The sequence below is a fragment of the Mesorhizobium erdmanii USDA 3471 genome, from assembly GCF_000472705.1.
In the GTDB taxonomy this organism is placed as follows: domain Bacteria; phylum Pseudomonadota; class Alphaproteobacteria; order Rhizobiales; family Rhizobiaceae; genus Mesorhizobium; species Mesorhizobium erdmanii.
Genome location: NZ_KI421455.1, coordinates 182,497 through 195,158, shown reverse-complemented (window position 1 = coordinate 195,158; position 12,662 = coordinate 182,497). Strand labels below are relative to the sequence as shown.

The 12,662-nt window shown below is 63.1% G+C and carries 12 protein-coding genes; 10 read left to right on the top strand and 2 right to left on the bottom strand.

What is annotated here, in order from left to right:
• Positions 1 to 8 precede the first annotated feature (8 nt).
• Positions 9 to 296, top strand: a complete 288-nt coding sequence (locus A3AU_RS0133640) for a YciI family protein (protein WP_027056764.1) — start codon at positions 9 to 11, stop codon at positions 294 to 296.
• Complete coding sequence (locus A3AU_RS0133635; RefSeq protein WP_027056763.1) at positions 293 to 1,225, top strand: heme-dependent oxidative N-demethylase family protein; 933 nt, start codon at positions 293 to 295, stop codon at positions 1,223 to 1,225. Before A3AU_RS0133640 ends, A3AU_RS0133635 begins: the two co-directional genes overlap by 4 nt.
• Before the next feature lie 5 nt (positions 1,226 to 1,230).
• Here A3AU_RS0133635 and A3AU_RS0133630 read toward each other — a convergent pair whose 3' ends face one another.
• Entirely contained in the window at positions 1,231 to 2,109 is an 879-nt protein-coding gene (locus A3AU_RS0133630) for a LysR family transcriptional regulator (protein WP_027056762.1), read from the bottom strand.
• Between the two features lie 107 nt (positions 2,110 to 2,216).
• Here A3AU_RS0133630 and A3AU_RS0133625 point away from each other — a divergent pair, with 107 nt between their 5' ends.
• From A3AU_RS0133625 to A3AU_RS0133590, 8 genes are all read left to right on the top strand, one after another.
• Positions 2,217 to 2,963, top strand: a complete 747-nt coding sequence (locus tag A3AU_RS0133625; protein ID WP_027056761.1) for an SDR family NAD(P)-dependent oxidoreductase — start codon at positions 2,217 to 2,219, stop codon at positions 2,961 to 2,963.
• 189 nt (positions 2,964 to 3,152) lie between these two features.
• Positions 3,153 to 4,598 (top strand): homospermidine synthase, encoded by a 1,446-nt coding sequence (locus A3AU_RS0133620; RefSeq protein WP_027056760.1) that lies wholly within the window; start codon positions 3,153 to 3,155, stop codon positions 4,596 to 4,598.
• 181 nt (positions 4,599 to 4,779) lie between these two features.
• Positions 4,780 to 5,160, top strand: coding sequence for an outer membrane lipoprotein Omp10 (omp10, locus tag A3AU_RS0133615; RefSeq protein ID WP_027056759.1), 381 nt, complete (start codon positions 4,780 to 4,782; stop codon positions 5,158 to 5,160).
• 187 nt (positions 5,161 to 5,347) lie between these two features.
• Positions 5,348 to 7,423, top strand: a complete 2,076-nt coding sequence (locus A3AU_RS0133610) for a bifunctional metallophosphatase/5'-nucleotidase (protein ID WP_027056758.1) — start codon at positions 5,348 to 5,350, stop codon at positions 7,421 to 7,423.
• 135 nt (positions 7,424 to 7,558) lie between these two features.
• Complete coding sequence (gene hemH, locus A3AU_RS0133605; RefSeq protein ID WP_027056757.1) at positions 7,559 to 8,623, top strand: ferrochelatase; 1,065 nt, start codon at positions 7,559 to 7,561, stop codon at positions 8,621 to 8,623.
• 52 nt (positions 8,624 to 8,675) lie between these two features.
• The gene (locus tag A3AU_RS0133600) at positions 8,676 to 9,887 is read left to right on the top strand and encodes an NAD(P)/FAD-dependent oxidoreductase (protein ID WP_027056756.1); all 1,212 of its coding nucleotides are present in this window, start codon (positions 8,676 to 8,678) and stop codon (positions 9,885 to 9,887) included.
• A 120-nt stretch (positions 9,888 to 10,007) separates the two neighbouring features.
• Entirely contained in the window at positions 10,008 to 10,958 is a 951-nt protein-coding gene (locus tag A3AU_RS0133595; RefSeq protein ID WP_027056755.1) for an SPFH domain-containing protein, read from the top strand.
• A 22-nt stretch (positions 10,959 to 10,980) separates the two neighbouring features.
• Positions 10,981 to 11,445, top strand: coding sequence for an NfeD family protein (locus A3AU_RS0133590; RefSeq protein WP_027056754.1), 465 nt, complete (start codon positions 10,981 to 10,983; stop codon positions 11,443 to 11,445).
• 36 nt (positions 11,446 to 11,481) lie between these two features.
• Here the strand turns inward: A3AU_RS0133590 and A3AU_RS0133585 are convergent, their stop codons facing one another.
• The gene (locus A3AU_RS0133585; RefSeq protein WP_027056753.1) at positions 11,482 to 12,483 is read right to left on the bottom strand and encodes a KpsF/GutQ family sugar-phosphate isomerase; all 1,002 of its coding nucleotides are present in this window, start codon (positions 12,481 to 12,483) and stop codon (positions 11,482 to 11,484) included.
• Between the last annotated feature and the right edge of the window lie 179 nt (positions 12,484 to 12,662).

The window sequence follows — 12,662 nt, the reverse complement described above, 5'->3', positions numbered from 1 at the left end:
AGTACGCCATGTTCGTCGTTTCGCTGAATTACAAGGTGCCATTGACCGAGATCGACCAACTGCAGGCGGCGCATGTCGAATGGCTGAAGGCCTGCTATGCGGAGGGCGTCTTTGTTGCTTCCGGGCCGAAGAAGCCGCGGACCGGCGGCATCATCATCGCGCAATGCCCGCGCGACATCCTCGACGCCCGGCTGGCTGCCGACCCCTTCGCCAGGGCAGGTGCTGCTGACTACGAAGTCATCGAATTCCTGGCCAGGATGACCGGAACCGGTCTCGAAGCTTTCAAGGAAGCATGAGCTTGGTCGAGACCCTGCCCACCCACACCCCTTATGACGGCTCGTCGAAGCTGTTCAACATCGGGCTGAAGCCGCTTGACCCCGCAAACTGGATCGAGGTCGACGGCCATCTGCTGCCCTATCTGGCCGAGAAGCGCCGGCTCTACGGCGAAATCCCGGAGCGGGTCTTCGTCGAGGAGGCAGGCACGCGCGACGCCCAGCAGGAAGTGCTCGACTTGCTCGGCGCGTTTCTGCCGGAGCGGTTTGCGCACACCCACCGCCGCATCGACGCAGGCATCGAGGTGGTGGGGCCCGCGAGCCATCCTGCCTTGCCTGCGGGTCTCGCCGACGCGCCGCTGGTCGCGGCCTCGTTGCTGGTCCAGGAAGACCTGATCCTGATGCGCCGCGACGAGAGCGGCTGGCGGCTCGCTGCCGGTTCGCTGTGCTTTCCCTCATCCTGGTCGCTCACCGAAAAATTCGGCAAGCCGCTGCAGCAGATCCACGAGCCCGTGCCAGGCTTCGGACCGGGCACGCGTCCTGCCGCCTTGATCAACCGCATGTTCGACGGGCTGCAGGGCCAGGCGGTAGAACGCTTCAACTGGTCGATCCAGGCCGACGATGCGCTCTATCATCCCCTGTCCAACGTCGAGCGCATCGACCGCGCCACCAACCGTCCGTCGCGGTTTCCCGACGGTGACATCGAGGCGCACGCCTTCATCCGTGTCGAGCGCCAGACTCTGCGCAAGCTGCCGTCCTCGCGCGACATCCTGTTCACCATCCGCATCCATCTCGACCCGCTCGCCGTGCTGGCGCGCCACCCCGACCGCGCGACGCTCGCCATGTCCTTTGCCGCTCAATTGGAAGCGCTCGATCTCGACCAGCTCGACTACAAGGGCCTGACATCGGATCGCGACCGGCTGATCGAACGATTGAAGACAATGGCCGGCTGAAGCGCCTATAGGCTGCCCGCCAGGAAATCGACGAATGTCCTTGCCCTGGCGCTGGCCTTGCGTCCGGCCGGAAACAGCGCCCACAGTTCGACAGGCGGCAGCGCCCAGTCGACCAGGATCGGCCGCACCGCACCGCTGCGCAATTCCTCCTCGAACATCCATTCGGAGCCGACCGTGAAGCCGATGCCGGCAAGTACTGCCTCACGTATCCCTTCGGCGGAAGTCACGCGCAGCCGCCCCTGGCCGGCAAGCGAAACCTCTTCGGCGCCCCGCCGGAACGTCCAGCGGTTGGAAATGCCTGCTCGGACGAAAAGGATCGCCTCGTGCCGCGACAGCTCATCCGGTGCGATGGGTTCGCCCTCGCGTGCCAGGTAGGAGGGTGCCGCAATCACGAGACGACGGCAGGTGGCGATCTTGCGCCCGATCAGGGCGGGGGCGAAGCTCTCACCCAGACGCAGCATGACATCCACCCCTTCCTCGACGAGGTCGACATTCCTGTCGTCCATCGCCACCTCGACGTTGAGTTTCGGATGAGCGTCCAGGAAGGTCTTCAGCCGGGGCACGACATGCAGGCGGCCGAACGTCACGGACGTGCCGATGCGCAACAGACCGGTGAGCGCCGCCGACGCCCCCCTTGCCGTGTTTTCGGCTTCGTCCGCTTCGTCGACCGCGCGCTTTGCACCTTCGTAGAAACCCACGCCGGCGTCGGTCGGCGACAGACCTCGGGTGGTACGCGACAGCAGACGCACGCCCAGCCTTTCCTCAAGCTGCGCGATCGCCTTCGAGACTGCGGGCTGCCCGACGCGCAAATGCCGCGCGGCGGCCGAGAACGAACCAGTTTCGACGACCCGTATGAAGGTGCTCATCGCTGCCAGCCGGTCCATTTATTCCTCCCTGGAATTAGTTATATGGCAATTGTTGCCCTACTTGAGCGATTCCGGAATAGCCAATTGCCCGATTGTCAAATCCTTCCAGCCATTCGGAGAAACAAATGGGCAAGCTCACCAACAAGGTCGCCATAGTCACCGGCGCCGCGCGCGGCATCGGTGCAGGCATCGCCAGACGACTGGCGGCGGAAGGCGCCGCCGTCGTCGTCAACTACGCCACCAGCCATGAGGCCGCCGAACGCACGGTGAAGGAGATAGTCGCCAGCGGCGGCAAGGCGACCGCGGTTCAGGGCGACGTGGCCGAGGCCGCGGATGTCGAAAAGTTGTTCGAGGCTGCAAGGATCGCGTTCGGCAAGCCAAGCATTCTGGTCAACAATGCCGCCACGGCTGTCTTCGGCGCCTTCGAGGAAGCGAGCGAGGCCGACTATCGCCGATTGTTCGATACCAACGTGCTGGGCACTATCCTGATGATCAAGGCGGCGATGCGGCACTTTCCCGAGAGCGGCGGCAGCATCGTGAACATCGGCACGATCAGCAGTTGGAACCCGGTACCGAACACCAGCCTCTATTCCGCGAGCAAGGCGGCAATCGACACGCTGACGCTCAGCTTGTCGAGAGAGCTTGGGTCCCGCAACATCCGGATCAACATCGTGGCGCCCGGCTATACCCACACTGAAATGACCGAGGGCATGGTTGGCACCGATTTCGGCAATATGCTGATTGCCGGCGTCCCGCTTGGCCAGCGCTTCGGCAAGCCCGAGGACATTGCCCCGAGCGTGGCCTTCCTCGCCTCGGATGAGGCGGCCTGGCTGACCGGCGAACGCATCAGCGCATCCGGTGGCGCTCGCTGATACAACGCCGGCTCAACATTCGCCATCGGGCAGGCCCCGGCCTGCCCAATGGCCTCAGCTAGCTCCTCCGACAGCGGGCAGCCGAAGCGTTTTCGCTGCTTTTCCCTTTATTGTGACAATGATCTATGGTTTGTCGCGCGGCGGCCAAGCTGCCGCGGCAAAGCGTTGTCTGAAGGAGTGCTCGATAAAATGGCGAATGAAAACTGGCCCGTTTACGGTGAGATCACCGGCCCCGTGGTGATGATCGGCTTCGGCTCGATCGGACGGGGAACGCTGCCGCTCATCGAACGCCATTTCAAGTTCGACAAGTCGCGCATGACGGTCCTCGACCCTCGCGACACCGACCGCAAGCTGCTCGACGAGCGCGGCATTGCCTTCGTCCAGGAAGCGGTGACCGAGAAGAACTACAAGAAGCTCTTGACGCCGCTGCTGAGCAATGGCGGCGGCCAGGGCTTTTGCGTCAATCTGTCGGTCGATACCGGCTCGGTCGACCTGATGCGGCTCTGCCGCAAGCTTGGCGTGCTCTATATCGACACCGTCGTCGAGCCGTGGCTCGGCTTCTATTTTGACGCCAAGGCCGACAATGCCAGCCGCACCAACTATGCGCTGCGCGAAGCGTTGATCAAGGAGAAGCACGACAAGCCCGGCGGCGCCACCGCCATCTCCACCTGCGGTGCCAATCCCGGCATGGTTTCATGGTTCGTCAAGCAGGGCCTGGTCAACCTCGCCACCGATCTCGGCCTCGAGTTCTCGGAGCCGGCGCAAGAGGATCGCGAGGGCTGGGCCAAGCTGATGAAGAAGGCCGGCGTCAAGGGCATCCATATCGCCGAGCGCGACACCCAGCGCGCCAAGAAGCCGAAGCCAATGGATGTGTTCTGGAACACCTGGTCCGTCGAGGGCTTCATTTCCGAGGGGCTGCAGCCGGCCGAGCTCGGCTGGGGTACGCATGAGAAATGGATGCCGAAGAACGGCAAGAAGCACAAGCACGGCTCCAAGGCCGCGATCTATCTGGAACAGCCCGGCGCCAACACGCGCGTGCGCTCATGGTGCCCGACGCCAGGTCCGCAATACGGTTTGCTGGTGACGCATAATGAGGCGATCTCGATCGCCGATTTCTTTACCGTGCGCTCCAAGAAGGGCAAGGTTCAGTACCGTCCCACCTGCCACTACGCCTACCATCCCTGCAACGACGCGATGCTGTCGCTGGACGAGATGTTCGGCGCCGCCGGCAAGCCTCAGCCTCTGCACCACGTGCTTGACGAGAACGAACTGGTCGACGGTGTCGACGAGCTCGGTGTCCTGCTCTACGGCCACGACAAGAATGCTTACTGGTACGGCTCGCACCTCTCGCTCGCCGAGGCGCGCAAGCTGGCGCCCTATCAGAACGCCACCGGCCTGCAGGTCACCTCGGCGGTTCTGGCCGGCATGGTCTGGGCGCTCGAAAATCCGGATGCCGGCATCGTCGAAGCCGACGAGATGGACTACAAGCGCTGCCTGGAAGTTCAGTCGCCCTATCTCGGGCCGGTCGAAGGCCACTACACCGACTGGACGCCGCTCGACAGGCGCCCGGGGCTCTTCCCCGAGGACCTCGACCGCAGCGATCCGTGGCAATTCCGCAACATCCTCGTCCGATAGCATCGCGCGCACCATATGCCATTGCCTTGCAATCGCCCGGAAATCGGGCGATTGAAGAAATGCGGCCTGGGGCAGCGTGCGTCTTGCGAGGCGCCCGCCCGTCCCAGCACTTTGGACGTTCGCATCGTGCCTTCCAAAATCGAATCCGATTTTGAGCCGATGTGTTTGGAGAGGATTTCAGATGACTATTGCGCGCAAAGTTCTTTCGATGGGCATGGCGGGTGCCATCGCCACATTGCTCGCGGCCTGTACCACCAGCGGTCCGGAACAACCACCAATGGCGGCAGCCACGCCGAAAGGCGTTGAAGGCTCCTGGATCGATGCCAAAGGCACCGGCCTGTCGACCTTCGCCAACGGCAAATTCACGACTGTCGCCACTGACACCGGGCAGAAGCTCTCCGACGGAAGCTACACCATGGTCGGGCCTACGTCGGTCGAGATCAACGGTACGTCGCTGATCCGCCAGACTGCGGTGAGCTTCAACTGCCTGATGGTCTCTACCAGCCAGCTGAACTGCACCAGCGCATCCGGCCAAAACTTCGTCCTGACCCGGCGCGCCTGAGCCGCCAACTATTGCGTGTTCAAGAGCGGCGGCCAAATGGCCGCCGTCTTTTTGCGCCGTCAGCGACGCGCGCCGTTTCCGCTTGCCTCAGCCCGAACGCGATGGGAACATGACCTAGGCGCTGACTGCTAGATCCCAGTCAAGCAAGCGCGTTAAACGCCTCCGATCAGCCTGCCGGGAGACTTAGATGAAGAAGATTGCCGCCATTCTGGCCTTATCCGCATCAACGCTCGGCCTGTCGGCCGGCGCATCCTTTGCCGACTACACATTGAACATTTTGCATTTCAACGATTGGCACAGCCGCATCGAAGGCAACAACAAATACGAGTCGACCTGTTCGGCCGACGAGGAGACCAAGGGCGAATGCATTGGCGGCGCCGGCCGGTTGATCACCGCGATCGCCCAGGAGCGCAAGAAGCTCGAAGGGCAGAACGTGCTGTTGCTCAATGCAGGCGACAGCTTCCAGGGATCGCTGTTCTACACTACCTACAAGGGCGCGGTGGAAGAGGAATTCCTCAACCAGATAAAGCCCGACGCGGTGACGCTCGGCAACCACGAATTCGACGATGGCGAAAGCGCGCTGGTGCCTTACCTCGACAAGGCGAAATTCCCCATCGTCAGCGCCAATGTCGTGCCCAACGACAAGTCCGGCGCGGCGGGCAAGATCAAGCCGTCGATCGTCGTCGAGGTCGGTGGACAGAAGATCGGCATTGTCGGCGCCGTGACCAACGACACGCCCGAACTCGCTTCCCCCGGCCCCAACATCGCGATCGCCGACGACGTCAAGTCGATCACCGCGGAAGTCGAGAAGCTCAAGGCGCAAGGCGTCAACAAGATCATCGCCGTGACCCATATCGGCTACAACAGGGAGCGCGATGTCATCGCCAAGATCCCGGGCATCGACGTTGTCGTCGGTGGTCACAGCCACACGCTTTTGTCGAACACCGATCCGAAGGCGGCGGGACCCTATCCAACGATGGTCGACAACCCCGGCGGCTACAAGGTGCCGGTCGTGCAGGCGGCCTCCTATTCGAAATATCTCGGCGAGTTCAAGGTCGTGTTCGACGACAATGGCAACGTCAAGTCGGCGAGCGGCGACCCGATCTATCTCGACAAGTCGATCACGCCCGATCCCGCCGTGCTCGCCCGCATCAAGGAACTCGGCGCGCCGATCGAGACCCTGAAGAACAAGGAAGTCGCCGAGACCACCGACGTGATCGACGGCAGCCGCGAGAATTGCCGTACCAAGGAGTGCGCGATGGGCAACCTCGTCTCCGACGCCATACTCGACCGCGTCAAGGGACAGGGCGTCGAGATCGTCATTTCCAATGGCGGCGGCTTGCGTGCCTCGATCGACAAGGGCACCGTCACCATGGGCGAGGTGCTGACCGTGCTGCCGTTCCAGAACACGCTGGCGACCTTCCAGATTTCGGGCAAGGACCTGGTCGCCGGTCTCGAAGGCGGCCTCAGCCAGATCGAGGACGGCGCCGGCCGCTTCCCGCAGGTGGCGGGCCTCAAATATTCCTTCGACAAGTCGGTCGCCCCCAATGCCGGCCGCGTCAAGTCGGTCGAGGTGATGGAGAACGGCGCCTGGACGCCGATCAATCCCGACAAGGACTATCTTGTCGCCACCAACAACTATGTCCGCCAGGGCGGCGACGGCTACAAGGTCTTCGCCGAAAAGGCCAAGAACGCCTATGATTACGGTCCTGGTCTCGAACAGGTCGTGGCCGACTATCTCGGCGCCCACCGGCCCTACACGCCCAAGCTCGACGGCCGCATCACCGAGATTGCCGCGACTGTCGCAGCGGCACCGGCCGCGGAGCCTGCCAAACCAGCCGAAACAGCGCCGGCAACGGCGGCGCCCGCACCGGCCGAGGCCGCGAAACCGGCTGAACCGGCAAAGCCTGCGGAAGCAGCACCGGCAATGCCCGAATTGCCCGCCAAATCAGGCGATATTGCCAACACGCCGCCGGCCATATCGACGGAGGCTGCACCTGCACCGGCCGAACCAGCAAAGCCGGCCGAAGCTGCTCCGGCACCCGCGCCGGCAGAACCCGCGAAGCCTGCAGAACCGGCAAAGCCCGCTGAAGCCGCTCCCGGTACCGGCAGCCATGTCATCGTTGCCGGCGATACCTACTGGGATCTGGCCAAGAAAGCCTATGGCGATGCGACCAAGTGGAAACTGATCTATGAGGCCAACAAGGGTCAAAGACCCCATCAGCTCAAGCTTGGCGCGACGCTGACCATCCCGGCGAAGTAACGCCGCTTCGCCTCTTCCAACACAAACCCGCCTGGGAAACCGGGCGGGTTTACTGTTTTCAAGCTAAGGTGCGGCCAGACGCAGCATTGAACGAGCGCGCAAGATGGTTAGGTTCGCGTCTCCTGGAGAACCCTTATGACGCTTTCCACCCCAGTCGATGCCAAAGCCGCGAAGGCCGTCGGCCCGTTACCCGCCGGACATCCGCCGGTCAAGGCCGGCAAGGTCGGCGTCATGCTGGTCAATCTCGGCACGCCTGATGGCACCGAGTTCAAGCCGATGTGGCGCTACCTACGCGAATTCCTGTCCGACCCGCGCGTCATCGAGCTCAACAGGGCGATCTGGTATCCGATCCTCTACGGCCTGGTGCTGACCTCGCGGCCGAAGAAGTCGGGCGCCAACTACGCCAGGATCTGGAACAGTGAGAAGAACGAGTCGCCGCTGCGCACCTACACCCGCGCCCAGGGCGAAAAACTGGCGGAGGCGCTGCGCGACCTGCCCGATGTCACCGTCGACTGGGCAATGCGCTATGGCAACCCTTCAACGGCGAGCGTGGCTGAGAAGTTGGTTGCGCAAGGCTGCGACCGCATTCTGTCGTTTCCGCTCTATCCGCAATATTCCGCGACCACCACCGCGACCGCCAACGACCAGCTGTTTCGCGCCTTGATGAAAATGCGCCGCGCGCCCGCGATCCGCAGCGTGCCACCCTACTACGACGAACCCGTCTACATCGAGGCGCTGGCGCGTTCGATCGAGCAGCACCTGGCGACGCTGGATTTCGAGCCGGAGGTGGTCATCACCTCCTATCACGGCATTCCCAAACCCTATTTCGAGAAGGGCGATCCCTATCATTGCCACTGCCTGAAGACGACGCGGCTGTTGCGCGACAGGCTGGGCTGGGACGAAAAGAAACTGATCACCACCTTCCAGTCGCGCTTCGGCGCGCAGGAATGGCTGCAGCCTTACACCGACAAGACCGTGGAGAAACTCGGCAAGGACGGCGTCAAGTCGATCGCCATCGTCAATCCCGGCTTTTCCGTCGACTGCATCGAGACGCTGGACGAGATCGGGAGGGAAGCGGCCGAGACCTTCCACCACGCCGGCGGCAAGAATTTCGCCCACATCCCTTGCCTCAACGACAGCGCCGAAGGCATGGCGGTGATCGAGGCGATGGTGCGGCGCGAACTGTCTGGCTGGGTCTAACATCGGAACAACGGCCACTCCGGAGCGTTGAGGCGCGCCTTCGGAGAATTTGATGCCCCGCAAACTCGATCTCAGAACTGGCCAGCCCGTCTGGTCCGCCTATCGGGCGCCTGTCGTGCCGACGGCCAGTCTGACAAGGGACGTCAAAACCGATGTGCTGATCATTGGCATGGGCATCAGCGGCGCCATGATGGCCGAGGCTCTGACGGCGGACGGCCATCAGGTGATCTGCATCGACCGGCGCGGGCCGCTGAAGGGCTCGACGCCCGCGACCACCGCGCTCGTGCAGTTCGAAATCGACCAGCCGCTTTCGACCCTGTCGAGGATGATCGGCAAGACATCCGCACGACAGGCCTGGCGACGCTCGCGGCTCGCCGTGACCAATCTTGCTGGCCGCATCGCAGAGCTTGGCATCAACTGCCGCCCAACTCGCACTCAGTCACTTTATCTGGCAGGCACGGTGCTGGGTCCCGCGGAATTGCGGGAGGAGGCCGACGCGCGGCGGCAGGCTGGCATCAAGGCGACCTATCTCACACCGGCCCCGCTGGCCGAGCGATACGGCATCGACCGCGACGGCGCCATCCTCAGCCCGGACAACATCGCGCTCGACCCGCGCAAGCTCACGGCCGGGCTGCTGCTCAAGGCCTTGGAGCGAAAGGCGCGCTTCTACGCTCCCGTCGAGGCGACTGCGATCGAGGACAGTGCCGATGAGGTGGTGGTCGCCACGAAGGATGGCCCGGCCATCACGGCACGGCATGTGGTTCTGGCCACCGGTTACGAACTGGTCGACATCGTGCCGGCGGCGGCGCACCAGGTCATCTCGACCTGGGCGATCGCGACACGCCCGCAGCCGCGGAAACTCTGGCCGGGTGCGGCGTTCATCTGGGAAGCATCGGATCCCTATCTCTATGTCAGGGCGACGGCCGACGGCCGTGTCATCTGCGGTGGCGAGGACGAGGATTTTGTCGACGAGACGCGGCGCGATGAACTGATCGCCGACAAGAGCGCCCGCATCGCCGCGAAACTCGGTCAGCTGTTTCCCCATCTCGATGTCCACCCCGAATTCGCCTGGACCGGTTCGTTCGGCACCACGACCACCGGCCTACCCTACATCGGTGCCGTTCCCAGGCATCCACGCATCCATGCAGTCATGGGTTATGGCGGCAATGGCATCACCTTCTCCCAGATCGCTTCCGAAATTATTTCGGCTTCGATCAAAGGGCTCGCCGACACGGATGCAGAGCTCTTCGCCTTCAACCGGTGAGTGTAGCCCGCAAACAATCCATCATCACCTGATTGTAACGCACCTGAAACACACTTAAGTCTTTGGTGAAGCTGGTTGCGCGGGAATGGCTCGCGTGGCCCGCTTCCGAGGGAGAGCCAAATGGGTTTCAGTGGTTTTGATATTGCGATTGGTGCACTTGCACTTCTGGTACTGGTGCTTCTCATCAAAGGCATCAGGACTATTCCGCAAGGCTACAACTATACGGTGGAGCGTTTTGGCCGTTACACCAAGACACTGAGCCCGGGCCTTAACTTCATCTTCCCGTTCGTCGACCGCATTGGCGCCAAGATGAACATGATGGAGCAGGTGCTCGACGTTCCGAGCCAGGAGATCATCACCCGCGACAACGCCATCGTCGGCGTCGACGGCATCGCCTTCTTCCAGATCCTCAACGCGGCGCAGGCCGCCTACCAGGTTTCCGGCCTGCAGAACGCCATCCTCAACCTGACCATGACCAACATCCGTACCGTCATGGGTTCGATGGACCTCGACGAGTTGCTGTCGAACCGCGACGCCATCAACGAGCGCCTGCTGCGTGTCGTCGACGAGGCGGCGCATCCATGGGGCATCAAGATCACCCGCGTCGAGATCAAGGACATCAACCCGCCGGCCAATCTCATCGAATCGATGGGCCGCCAGATGACCGCCGAGCGTAACAAGCGCGCGCAGATCCTGGCCGCCGAAGGCCTCAAGCAGTCGCAAATCCTCGAAGCCGAAGGCCGCAAGGAAGCCGCCTTCCGCGACGCCGAGGCGCGTGAACGCTCGGCCGAGGCCGAGGCTCGCGCCACCCAGGTGGTGTCGGAAGCGATTTCCAAGGGCGACGTGCAGGCGCTGAACTACTTCGTTGCCCAGAAATACACCGAGGCCCTGACCAGGATCGGTTCGGCCACGAACAGCAAGGTGGTGCTGATGCCACTCGAAGCCTCGTCGCTGATCGGCACGCTTGGCGGTATCGGCGAGATCGCCCGGGAAGTGTTCAAAGGCGACGGTCCGGCCGGTACGCAACGGCAGGCAGCGCGCCCGCCGGTCATCAAGCCAAGCGACAATTAATCCCTATGAGCGGATCAAGATCATGATCGACCGCATCGTTTCCGAACTCGGCCCGTGGAACTGGATGGTTCTGGGCTTCGTGCTGCTGGTGGTAGAGGTCATCGCGCCTGGCTTCTTCATGCTTTGGATCGGCATCGCCGCGCTCATCGTCGGCGCGGTGTCGCTGCTGATCTGGGATGCCACCATCTGGAGCTGGCAGATCCAGGTACTCGCCTTCCTCGTCCTGTCGCTCGTCTCGGCCTTTGTCGGCAAGAAACTCATGGGCGGACACGACCAGCCATCGGACCAGCCGCTTCTCAACCGTCGCGGCGCTCAGCTGGTCGGCAAGATGGCGACGCTGGCCGAGCCGATCAAGGATGGCCGTGGCCGTATCAAGCTCGGCGACACGCTGTGGCGGGTTTCCGGCCCGGATCTACCGGCCGGCACGCAAGTGCGCGTCACGAGTGCAGCGGATACGGACCTCGAACTGACGGTGGAACGGGTCTGAATTTCCAGACCGGCCTCACCTGAATATCAGCGCACCCTAGGCGGCGCCGATGCGCAGCAGATCATGGAAATGAACGACGCCCAGCGGCATGTTGTTCCTGGTCACCACCAGGGCGCCGATATTGTGCTCGTTGAGCAGCGCGATCGCGGTGCCGGCCAGCGTCTGCGGGTCGACCGTCTTGGGCGTGCGGGTCATTACCTCGTCGACGATGACGTCGGCCAGATTGCGGTGCAGGTTGCGCGCCACGTCGCCGTCGGTGATGATCCCTGCCAGTTCTCCATTGGCGTCGACGATCAGCACGCAGCCGACCTTCTTCTGCGACAGCGTCATCACCGCTTCCGGCATCTTGGTGCCGAGCGCGGCCAGCGGCATCTGGTCGCCGACCCGCATGATCTCCGAGACCACAGTCAAATTGGCGCCGAGCTGGCCACCTGGATGGAAGGTGCGGAAATGGTCCGGCGTGAAGCCGCGCGCCTCGAGCAGAGCGATCGCCAGCGCATCGCCGATGACCAGTTGCAGCAGCGTCGAGGTCGTCGGCGCTAGGCCGTGCGGGCAGGCTTCCGGGGCGCGCGGCAAAAGCAGCACGATGTCGGCCGCGCGTGCCAGCGCCGATGTTTCGCCTGATGTGACGGCGATGAGCGGAATGGAACAGCGCCTGGAGTAGGCGACGATGCCCATCATCTCCTTGCTCTCGCCCGACCAGGAGATGGCGATGATAGCATCGTCCCGGGCGATCATGCCGAGATCGCCATGGTTGGCCTCGACGGGATGGACGAAGAAGGCCGGTGTGCCGGTCGAGGCCAGCGTCGCCGCGATCTTCGAGCCGATATGGCCGCTTTTGCCAACGCCGGTGACGATCAGCCGCCCTTCGATCTTCGAGATCATCTCGACGGCCTGGGCGAAAGGCGCGGCCAGTCCGTTCTCGAGCGCTTCGGCCAGGGCGGCGATTCCAGCCTGCTCGGTCGCCACCGTTCTCAGTGCCGAATCAATCGACGCTTGCCTGTCCAGGGGCTTCTTATCGAGGGGTCGCGCATGCATGGATGATGCGATTAGCGCTTTGCCGCACGCCTGTCCAACAGAAATGGCACTGATGTCCGGGAGCGGCGGCCTCGCGCACCTGCAAACAGCGGCGCTTTGTCAGGTCAGGCGGCCGTCGCCTCAACCCTCCGTTAACCATCCCCATTTACGGTTCGGTAAGTATGGCGCGCACAGCGCCG